At 70.5% G+C, this 9142-nt stretch carries 10 protein-coding genes; 5 read left to right on the forward strand and 5 right to left on the reverse strand.

Translation table 11 applies throughout. The features are described 5' to 3' along the window. Window positions 1-177 precede the first annotated feature (177 nt). The gene (gene rraA / locus INE98_RS09280; protein ID WP_293529702.1) at window positions 178-660 is read right to left on the reverse strand and encodes a ribonuclease E activity regulator RraA; all 483 of its coding nucleotides are present in this window, start codon (window positions 658-660) and stop codon (window positions 178-180) included. Further along, window positions 657-1238 carry a pyridoxamine 5'-phosphate oxidase family protein gene (locus INE98_RS09285; protein WP_293538442.1) on the reverse strand — a complete coding sequence of 194 codons (582 nt, stop codon included), beginning with the start codon at window positions 1236-1238 and terminating at the stop codon, window positions 657-659. The genes rraA and INE98_RS09285 overlap by 4 nt, the downstream gene beginning before the upstream one ends. Window positions 1239-1600: 362 nt before the next feature. Here INE98_RS09285 and INE98_RS09290 point away from each other — a divergent pair, with 362 nt between their 5' ends. The 3 genes from INE98_RS09290 (at window position 1601) to INE98_RS09300 (ending at window position 3431) form a co-directional block, all read left to right on the forward strand. Further along, the gene (locus tag INE98_RS09290) at window positions 1601-2788 is read left to right on the forward strand and encodes a thiolase domain-containing protein (RefSeq protein ID WP_293538443.1); all 1188 of its coding nucleotides are present in this window, start codon (window positions 1601-1603) and stop codon (window positions 2786-2788) included. A 4-nt stretch (window positions 2789-2792) separates the two neighbouring features. Beyond that, a complete protein-coding gene (locus INE98_RS09295; RefSeq protein ID WP_293519599.1) occupies window positions 2793-3203 on the forward strand; it encodes a Zn-ribbon domain-containing OB-fold protein in 411 nt (136 codons plus the stop codon). 78 nt (window positions 3204-3281) lie between these two features. Then, complete coding sequence (locus INE98_RS09300) at window positions 3282-3431, forward strand: entericidin A/B family lipoprotein (protein WP_293516122.1); 150 nt, start codon at window positions 3282-3284, stop codon at window positions 3429-3431. A 63-nt stretch (window positions 3432-3494) separates the two neighbouring features. On the opposite strand, the gene INE98_RS09305 is transcribed toward INE98_RS09300, so the two are convergent. Beyond that, window positions 3495-4055, reverse strand: coding sequence for a hypothetical protein (locus tag INE98_RS09305; RefSeq protein WP_293538444.1), 561 nt, complete (start codon window positions 4053-4055; stop codon window positions 3495-3497). Between the two features lie 182 nt (window positions 4056-4237). Next, the gene (locus tag INE98_RS09310; protein ID WP_293538445.1) at window positions 4238-5455 is read right to left on the reverse strand and encodes a CoA transferase; all 1218 of its coding nucleotides are present in this window, start codon (window positions 5453-5455) and stop codon (window positions 4238-4240) included. Between the two features lie 75 nt (window positions 5456-5530). On the opposite strand from INE98_RS09310, the gene INE98_RS09315 reads away from it, so the two are divergent. Both INE98_RS09315 and INE98_RS09320 read left to right on the forward strand, forming a co-directional pair. After that, entirely contained in the window at window positions 5531-6697 is a 1167-nt protein-coding gene (locus tag INE98_RS09315) for an acyl-CoA dehydrogenase family protein (RefSeq protein ID WP_293516125.1), read from the forward strand. Continuing rightward, window positions 6694-7479, forward strand: a complete 786-nt coding sequence (locus INE98_RS09320; RefSeq protein WP_293538446.1) for an enoyl-CoA hydratase/isomerase family protein — start codon at window positions 6694-6696, stop codon at window positions 7477-7479. The genes INE98_RS09315 and INE98_RS09320 overlap by 4 nt, the downstream gene beginning before the upstream one ends. A gap of 458 nt (window positions 7480-7937) precedes the next feature. On the opposite strand, the gene glk is transcribed toward INE98_RS09320, so the two are convergent. Next, complete coding sequence (gene glk, locus INE98_RS09325) at window positions 7938-8903, reverse strand: glucokinase (protein ID WP_293538447.1); 966 nt, start codon at window positions 8901-8903, stop codon at window positions 7938-7940. Window positions 8904-9142: the final 239 nt, after the last annotated feature.

A 9142-nucleotide genomic window follows, 5' to 3' on the forward strand; every position in this document is an offset into this window, starting at 1 on the left:
GATTCGAACCCACGGTACCCGTAAAGGTACGCCGCATTTCGAGTGCGGTGCTTTCGACCACTCAGCCACCTCTCCGACGAGGAACGGCGCCCCGGAGGGGGCCGGTGAGGGCGAGGCGCGGAAACTAGCGATGGCGCCGGGCGGAGGCAAGCCCGCCTGGACGCCGCGCCCCCAGCCCTAACCTTCGTCGTCCTCCACCGGCAGCACGGCCAGGCCGTCGGCGTCGGCGTGGAGGAGGTCGCCGGGCACGAAGACCACGCCGCCGAAGGCGACGGGGGCGTCGCGCAGGCCCTCGCCGCGCTTGACCGTGCGCATGGGGCAGGTTCCCAGGGCCTTGATCCCCAGCTTGATGCGGGCGAGCTGGGCCGTATCGCGCACGGCGCCGAACACCACCACTCCGGCCCAGCCGTTCTTCACGGCGTCGGCGGCCAGGCTGTCGCCCAGCAGGGACCGGCGCAGGGAGCCGCCGCCGTCCACCACCAGCACCGCCCCCCGGCCGGGCTCCGACAGGGCCTCCTTGACCAGGGCGTTGTCCTCGAAGCAGCGCACGGTGCGGATCGGGCCGGCAAAGGCCGTACGGCCGCCGAAGTCCCGGAAGGGGACGTGGCAGACCTCGATCACGTCCTCATGGGCGTCGCAGAGGTCGGCGAGGGTCGTCATGGGGCGTCTCCTCCGTCGGCCGGGCCGGCGATGTAGCGGTCGGTGGCCCGGGTGGGAAGCCCGTCGAGGCTGCGGGTCCGCCCGGCCTGCTTTTTCACCCAGGCTTCGGGGTCCTGGGCGGCGTGATAGCGGGGCAGGGTCTCGCGGTGGTGGTCCAGGCTCATCACCGGCACGCCCCAGCCGCAGCTGGTCTGCACGCCCTCGACGGTGATTTCGAAGATCTGGCGCACGCCGGGCCGCAGCTCGAAATGGCGGGCGAGGCCTTCCCAGTCCGGATCCGCCGGCAGCACAGGTCGGCCGCGGCCGTAGAGGCGCAGGATCAGGGCCGGCGCCTCGAAGTTGCACATCATCAGGGTGATGCGCCCGTCTGCGGCCAGATGGGCGTGGGTCTCGTTGCCCGACCCGGCGAGGTCCAGGTAGGCGACCCGGTGGGGAGACAGAACCTTCAGGGTGTCGGCCAGGCCCTTGGGGGACAGGTTGATCCGCCCGTCCGCGGCGGCGGTGGCGACGAAGAAGACCGGCTGGCGGGCGATCATCGCCACATGGTCTTCCGTCAGGCTGTCAAAGAACTCGGCCATGGGGAGAGGCTAGTCCATCCCGGGCGGGGCGAACAGGGCCCGCCTCGGGGTGCAGGGGGGTCAGCTGAGGCGCCGTTGACTCCCTCACCCGGCTTCGCCGGGAGCTCCCCCTGATGGGGAGCAATTGGCTCTCTCATTCCTCCCCCGAGGGGGAGGTGGACCGCGAAAGCGGGCCGGAGGGGGTCAACGGCGACGGGGTTTGACCCCCTCACCCGGCTTTGCCGGGAGCTCCCCCTGATGGGGAGCAATTGCTGAGTCATTCCTCCCCAAAGGCGCGCGCCCGCCTCGGGGCTTTCCCCCTTCACCGGGGCGCGGTAAGCCCTGCCCATCAACCGGCGCACGCAAACCGGAGGGGGAGGATCATGAGCCTGAAAGGCAAGGCCTACATCATGGGGGCGTGGGAGCATCCCACCCGCGACGCCCCCGACAAGACCAGCGCCCAGCTGCACGCCGAGAGCGCCCGGGGGGCCCTGGCCGACGCCGGCCTCTCCTTTGACGACGTGGACGGCTATTTCTGCGCCGGCGACGCGCCGGGCTTCGGCGGCATGTCCATGGTCGACTATATGGGCCTGCGCAATGTCCGCCACCTGGACTCCACCGAGACCGGCGGCTCCTCCTACATCCTGCACGTGGGCCACGCGGTCCAGGCCATCGCCGCCGGCAAGTGCCAGGTGGCCCTGATCACCCTGGCCGGGCGCCCGCGCCAGGGGCAGGGCGGCCGTCCCGGCGGCGGCGGCGCGCGCCCGGGCCAGCTGTCCGACGGCCCGCCCGAGGCCGGCTTCGAGAACATCTACGGCGGCTCGACCCACAACACCTACGGCATGTGCGCCATGCGCCACATGCACGACTACGGCACCACCTCCGAGCAGCTGGCCTGGATCAAGGTGGCCGCCAGCCACCACGCCCAGTGGAATGAGCACGCCTTCCTGAAGGACGTGGTCACGGTCGAGGACGTGGTCAATTCACGGATGATCGCCGATCCCCTGCACCTCCTGGACTGCTGCGTCGTCACCGACGGCGGCGGCGCCCTGATCGTCACCTCGCCCGAGGCAGCGCGCAGCCTGAACCGGCCGAAGGTCAAGGTGATCGGCTCCGGCGAGGCGCCCAAGGGCCCCAGCGGCGGCCACTGCCTGGACCTGACGTGTTCCGGCGCGGTCTGGTCCGGCCCCCGGGCCTTCGAGGAGGCCGGCGTCACCCCCGCCGACATCAAGTACGCCTCCATCTACGACAGCTTCACCATCACCGTGCTGATGCAGCTCGAGGACCTGGGCTTCTGCCCCAAGGGCCAGGGCGGCCGCTTCGTGGCCGACGGCAACCTGATCTCGGGGGTTGGCAAGCTGCCCTTCAACACCGACGGCGGCGGCCTGTGCAACAACCACCCCACCAACCGGGGCGGCATCACCAAGGTCATCGAGGCGGTGCGCCAGCTGCGCGGCGAGGCCCACCCCAAGGTCCAGGTGGCCAACTGCGACCTGGCCCTCGCCCACGGCACGGGCGGATCCCTGGGCACGCGCCACGGCGCGGCCACGGTCATCCTCGAGCGGGAGTAGGACGATGAGCGAAGCTGAAGCCAAACCCGCCGGCCGGGCCATTCCCGCCCCCGCCGTCACGGTCGAGAGCAAGCCCTTCTGGGACGCCGCCGCCGAGGGCCGGTTCCTGATCAAGCGCTGCACCGCCTGCGGCAAGGCGCACTGGTACCCCCGCGCCATCTGCCCCTTCTGCGCCTCGGACGACACGGTGTGGGAGGAAAGCCCCGGGGAGGGCGAGATCTACACCTTCTCCATCATGCGGCGCTCGCCCACGGGTCCCTATGTGATCGGCTACGTCACCCTCGACGAGGGCCCGGCGGTGCTGACCAACTTCGTGGACTGCGACCCGGACTCCCTGAGGATCGGCCAGAGGGTCAAGGTGCGCTTCCAGCCCACCGAAGGCGGCCCCCCGGCGCCGGTTTTCCGGCCGCTCTGAGGGTCTGTTCAGCGTCTGTTAACCAAAACCTTGGCTTAAGGGGCGGTACTCATCAGCCTCGGGCAAAGGATGGCCGACATGCGCAAGATCCTCATCCTCGCGGCCGCCGCGGCGACCCTCGCCGTGGCCGGTTGCAACACCATCGCCGGCGTCGGCAAGGACGTCTCGGCGGCCGGCCAGGCTGTCACCAAGACAGCCGACGAGGCCAAGGAAGGCGTCAAGCAGTAGCCTTCCGGGGGCGTCCCTACCGCACGATGACGCCCGACGGTCCGAGAGGCTCGCCGGGCGTTTTCATGCCTGCTGGCCGTCAGCGTCGAGGGCCGCCAGCCGCTCTATCAGGGCCTCGGCCTCCTTGGGCGACGTCACCCTGTGCTTTCGCACCGCCGCCCACTTGGGGTCCGCGAACCACGCCTCGCGCCTGGCGTTCGCCCGGGTGCGGTGGCGCAGGGTGAACCAGACCGGATGGTCCTTGTCGAACCAGCGGGTGAAGCGCTCGCGGTTGCCTGTCCCCTCCCACAGCTCCCGCCCCGTGACCGCCCGGTCCAGGGTGCGCCTCAAGAGGCGCGGCATGCTGACCGAGAGGGGATAGTCCAGCCAGATCACGTCGGTCGCCCGGCTCCAGATGAGGTCCTGGCAGATGGTGTAGTTGCCGTCGGTGACCCATCTCTCGCCCCGGGTGGCGGCCTCCACCCGGTCGATGAAGGCCTGCGGGTCCTCGCTGTGCAGGTCGCGCCAGCCCGGCAGCCAGTTCAGGGCGTCCAGCTCGACCCGCTGAAGACCCAGCCGCCTGGCCAGCGTCGCCCCCAGGGTCGACTTCCCCGCCCCGGAAACCCCCATGACCGAGATGCGCATCGCGATGTTCCTTCTTCCTTGGACCGAAGTCCCCTAGCACACGGCGGCTCAGGAGACCCCTCCGGCCCGCTGCGCGGTCCACCTCCCCCTGAAAGGTGGAGGAATGACCATGGCTGAATTGCTCCCCATCAGGGGGAGCTCCCCGCGAAGCGGGGTGAGGGGGTGGGCGGCCGATCAGTACCTCACGGCTTCTCCAGCCCCAGCTCCGCCCAGATCTCGTCGGTGTGCTCGCCCAGGCGGGGCGGGTGGCGGCGGATGTTGCTGGGCGAGGCGGTGAATTTCACCGGCGGCTTCATGGCGAGGTAGGGCCCGGCGTGCGGGTGCTCATGCCGCTCGAAGAAACCCACGGCCGAAAGGTGCGGGTCGTCCGGCAGGTCGTCCAGCCGGGCGGTGCGCACCACCGGGATGGAGAGGGGCTTCAGGAGGTCCAGCCACTCCTGGGTCGTCTTGGTCTGGGTCACCTCGCCGACCAGGCCATAGAGCTCCTGGATGTGCTTGCCGCGGGTGGCGTAGTCGGAGAACCGCGGGTCCTTGCCAAAGCTCTCGGCCATGCCGGCGGCGGCGAAGAACTGGTCCCACTGCTTGTCGGTGTAGGGCAACAGGCCGATGTAGCCGTCCTTCGTCTGGTAGGGCCGGCGGTTGGGGTTGGCCACCCTCTGGTAGGCCCACTGGCCGATGGGCGGGTCGAAGGCGTGGTCGTAGAGGTGCTCGACCAGGGTGAAGCTGGTCATGCACTCCAGCATGGGCACCTCGATGAACTGGCCCTCGCCGGTCCGCTCCCGGTGCAGCAGGCCGGCGGTGATGGCCTGGCTCATGAACAGGCCCGAGACCTTGTCGGCCACCAGGGTCGGCAGGATGCGCGGGGTCGGGTTGCCGTCCGTGCGGGGCAGGAGGTCGGCGAGGCCCGAGGCGGACTGGATCAGGTCGTCATAGGCCGGCTCGCCCGCATAGGGCCCTTCCGAGCCGTAGCCCGCCGCATGGACGTAGACCACGTCGGGCCGCAGGGCGCGGACATCCTCGTAGGCCAGGCCCAGCCGCTTCAGCCCCTCATAGCGGATGGAGGTGGCGAACACCTCGCAGGAGGCGATCAGGGCCTCCATCAGGGGCTTGGTCGCCGGGTCCTTCATGTCCACCACCACCGAGCGCTTGTTGCGGTTGATGGTCAGGAAGATCGGCCCCAGGTCCCGGGGCGCGCCCTGCGGAACATGGCCGGCCCAGCGCATGATGTCGCCCCCGTCGCCGCGGCCGGACCCCGGGTCCTCGATCTTGATCACCTCCGCGCCCTGGTCGCCCAGGATCTGGGTCGCGTAGGAGCCGAAGACCACGCTGGTCAGGTCCAGGATGCGGATTCCCGCCAGCGGCCCCGTCGCCGTCTTCGCAAGTTCCCGGGTTTCCGCCACGTCGTGTCTCCCCTTGGCCGTTTCCGTCGTTATGATCCCCCCAGCGGAGGGCGCAAGCCGGGAGGAGGCCGTCTCATGGACTTTCAGCTTTCCGAAGAGCACCGGATGCTCAAGGACCTCGCCGAGCGCTTCGTGCGCGAGGAGCTCATCCCCCTCGAGGGCGCGGTGCTGGCGCGGGATGCGGCCGGGCAGGGGATCTGGCTCTCGCCGGAAGAGCGGGCCCGGATCGACGAGGTCTCCCAGAAGCTGGGCCTGTGGGGCCTGGACGCCCCCGAGGACGTCGGCGGCTTCGACCTGCCCCAGGTGGCCCTGATCGGCGTCAACGAGGCCATGGGTTCGACCATCACCCCCTACACCCTGCCGCCGGACTCTCCGAACCTGCGCATGCTCATGGCCACGGTGAACGAGCGCCAGCGCGAGGCCTATCTGGCCCCTTACGCGGCGGGCAAGACCATCAGCGCCATCGGCATTTCCGAGCCGGGCGCCGGCGCCGATCCGGCGGGCATGATCACCCGGGCGGTGCGCGACGGCGACGACTGGATCCTCAACGGCCGGAAGATCTGGACCAGCCGCGCCGAGCAGGCCGACTTCACCATCGTCATGGCGGTGACCGACAAGGAGAAGGGCTCCCGCGGCGGCATGAGCGCCTTCCTGGTCGACCGCGACACGCCCGGCTTCAACATCCTGCGCCGCATCCCCATGCTGGCCGGCGCCTTCACCTACGAGATCGCCCTGGACGACGTCCGCGTCCCGGGCTGGAAGCTGCTGGGCGTCGAGGGCCAGGGCTTCGCCCCCATGCAGGTGCGCCTGGGCACCCGCCGGATCGAGATGGCCGCCTGGTGCATCGGCCTCGCCCAGCGGGCCCTCGACATGATGATCGAGTACGCCCCCCAGCGGGTGACCTTCGGCCAGCCCCTCTCCCAGCGCCAGGCCATCCAGTGGTGGGCCGCCGACGCCGCCACCAAGATCCACGCCGCCCGCCTGATGACCTATCACTGCGCCTGGAAGCTGGACCAGGGTCAGGACGTGAAGAACGAGATCTCGATGATCAAGGTCTTCGCCACCGAGATGGCCTGGGAGGTCCTGGACAACGTCATGCAGTGCTTCGGCGCCATGGGCATGACCAAGGAGCTGCCCCTGCACCTGATGGCGGCCAGCATCCGCAACATGCGAATCTACGACGGGCCTTCCGAAGTCCACCGCATGGTGGTCGCCCGCAACCTCCTGGGAGTGAAGAGATGACCACGACGACCGAGCGCCCCGAGATCACGGTCGAGAAGACCGGCCACATCGCGGTGGTCACCCTCGACCGGCCGCCCAACAACCACGTCTCCGTGCCCCTGATGCAGGACCTGGCCGACCTCCTCGAGAAGATCGACGGCGACGAGGCGGTCCGGGCCGTGGTCCTCGCCTCGGCCGGCAAGGCCTTCTGCGCCGGCGCCGACCTCGTCGCCCCCGATGGCGTCGGCGGCTCGGGCATGAACGGGATCAACGACCTCTACACCCAGGCCGTGCGCCTGTTCTCGGTAGAGACCCCGATCGTCGCCGCCGTCCAGGGCGCGGCCGTGGGCGCCGGCCTGGGCCTGGCCCTGGTGGCCGACTTCCGCATCGCCTCCCCCGAGGCCCGCTTCACCGCCAACTTCGTCAAGCTGGGCTTCCATCCGGGCTTCGGCCTGACCCACACCCTGCCCCGACTGATCGGCGAGCAGAGGGCGGCCCTGATGTTCCTCACCGGCAGCCGGGTGAAGCCCGAGGAGGCCCTGGCCTGGGGCCTGGTGGACGAGGTGGTCCCGCAGGCGGACCTGCTGGACGCGGCCAAGGCCCTGGCCGCCGAGATTGCCGAGAACGCCCCCCTGGCGGTGGTCGCCACCCGCAAGACCCTGCGCGCCGGCCTCGCCGCCGCCGTCCGGGCCCAGACCGACCACGAGCACGGTCAGCAGACCATCCTGCGCGCCACCGAGGACTTCGCCGAGGGCGTCCGCGCCGTGGCTGAGCGCCGGCCGGGCAACTTCCGGGGGCGGTAGGTTCGCCAACGCCCATTTCCTCCCCCGAGGTGGAGGTGGCGCGCTCAGCAGACCCCCTCACCGACCTTCGCCGGGAGCTCCGCCTTGGGGGAGCAATGGCTCGGTAATTCCTCCCCCTTTTCAGGCCGGGGTGGACCGGGGCGCGAGCTCCGGGGCCGAGGGGGTCTGCGGAGCCGCCGTTGCACCCCCTCACCCCGCTGCGCGGGGAGCTCCCCCTGATGGGGAGCAATCAAGCCGTTGTCATTCCTCCACCTCTTGAGGCGGAGGCGGACCGGGAAGCGAGCTCCGGGCTGGAAGGGGGGCTGCGGAGCCGCCGTTGCACCCCCTCACCCCGCTGCGCGGGGAGCTCCCCCTGATGGGGAGCAATTAAGACATTGAAATTCCTCCACCTCTTGAGGGGGGTGGACCGCGAAGCGGGACGGAGGGGGTCTTCTGAGGGGCCGCCCGGCCCCCCGGGGTCACCTCAGTCCCGCCGCCGGCCGCTTCAGGGCCCGGGCTGCGCCCACCAAAGCGGCGTAGGGATGCTGGATGAGGGTGGTCGGGATCTGCGCCATGAAGCCGCTCATCCGGCCCTTGGCCTCGAAGCGGCGGCGGAAGTCGCCTGTTTCCAGCCGGTCGGCCATGCGCGGGGCCAATCCTCCGGAAATGAAGACCCCGCCACGGGCGCCGTAGGTCAGGGCCAGGTCGCCGGCCACCGAGCCCAGGATGGCGCAGAAGCGGTCCAGGGTCTCGCTTGCGAGGGCGTCGCCGCGTTCGGCGGCGGCGGTGACCGCGGCCTCGTCCGCCAGGGTCGCCGGGGTCCCGCGGAGTTCCGCCAGGGCGCCGTAGAGGTTGAACAGGCCCGGCCCCGAAAGGATGCGCTCGATGGAGGTGCGTCCGAACCGGCGGGACAAGATCCGCAGAATCTCGATCTCCGTCTCGTCGACGGGGGCGAAGGCCCCATGGCCGCCTTCGCCGGCGACCTCGACGTCGCCCCGTTCGGAGCGTGCGAGGCCGGCGGCGCCGAAGCCCGTCCCCGCGCCCATCACCACGAGGGGCGCAAAGTCCGCCCCCTGGATGTCGGGTCCGATCCGCCGCAGGGTGTCGGCAGGCAGCAGGGGCGCGGCCAGGGCCTGGGCGGCGAAGTCGTTGATCAGGCGAACGAACTGGAACTCGAAGGCGACGAAGAGCTCGCCCTCCGAGACCCGCCAGCTGTTGTTGGTGAACTGGATCTCGCCGTCCACCACCGGCCCGGCCACGGCCAGGACGGCGCGCTCGGGCCGCTTCCGGCCCATGGTCTTCTCGAGATAGGTCGCCACCACCTCGGTCAGGGAGGGATAGTTCCGCTCGTCGTAGGTGACGGGGTGGCGGATATGCCCTTCCTCGTCGACCAGGGCGAGGCGGGCGTGGGTGCCGCCGATGTCGCCGACAAGCCCGGTGTACACGTTCTTCAAGGTCTCACCCCGCAGGCGCAGGCGTGCGCCGGTCCGGGCGCGCGGCGAGGGGATTAGCCCAATCCCGGGCGGCTTGCACCCCCTCGTTTGAGGCCTCGCTTCAGCGCCTCAGGGGCGCGTGGGCGATGCGCAGGATATTGGCGGCTCCGGGCGATCCCATGGGCAGGCCGGCCAGGATCAGCACCCGGTGCCCGGGGGGGCAAAGCCCCGCCGCCAGGGCCTCGTCCACC

Source organism: Phenylobacterium sp., assembly GCF_020253645.1.
GTDB lineage: Bacteria > Pseudomonadota > Alphaproteobacteria > Caulobacterales > Caulobacteraceae > Phenylobacterium.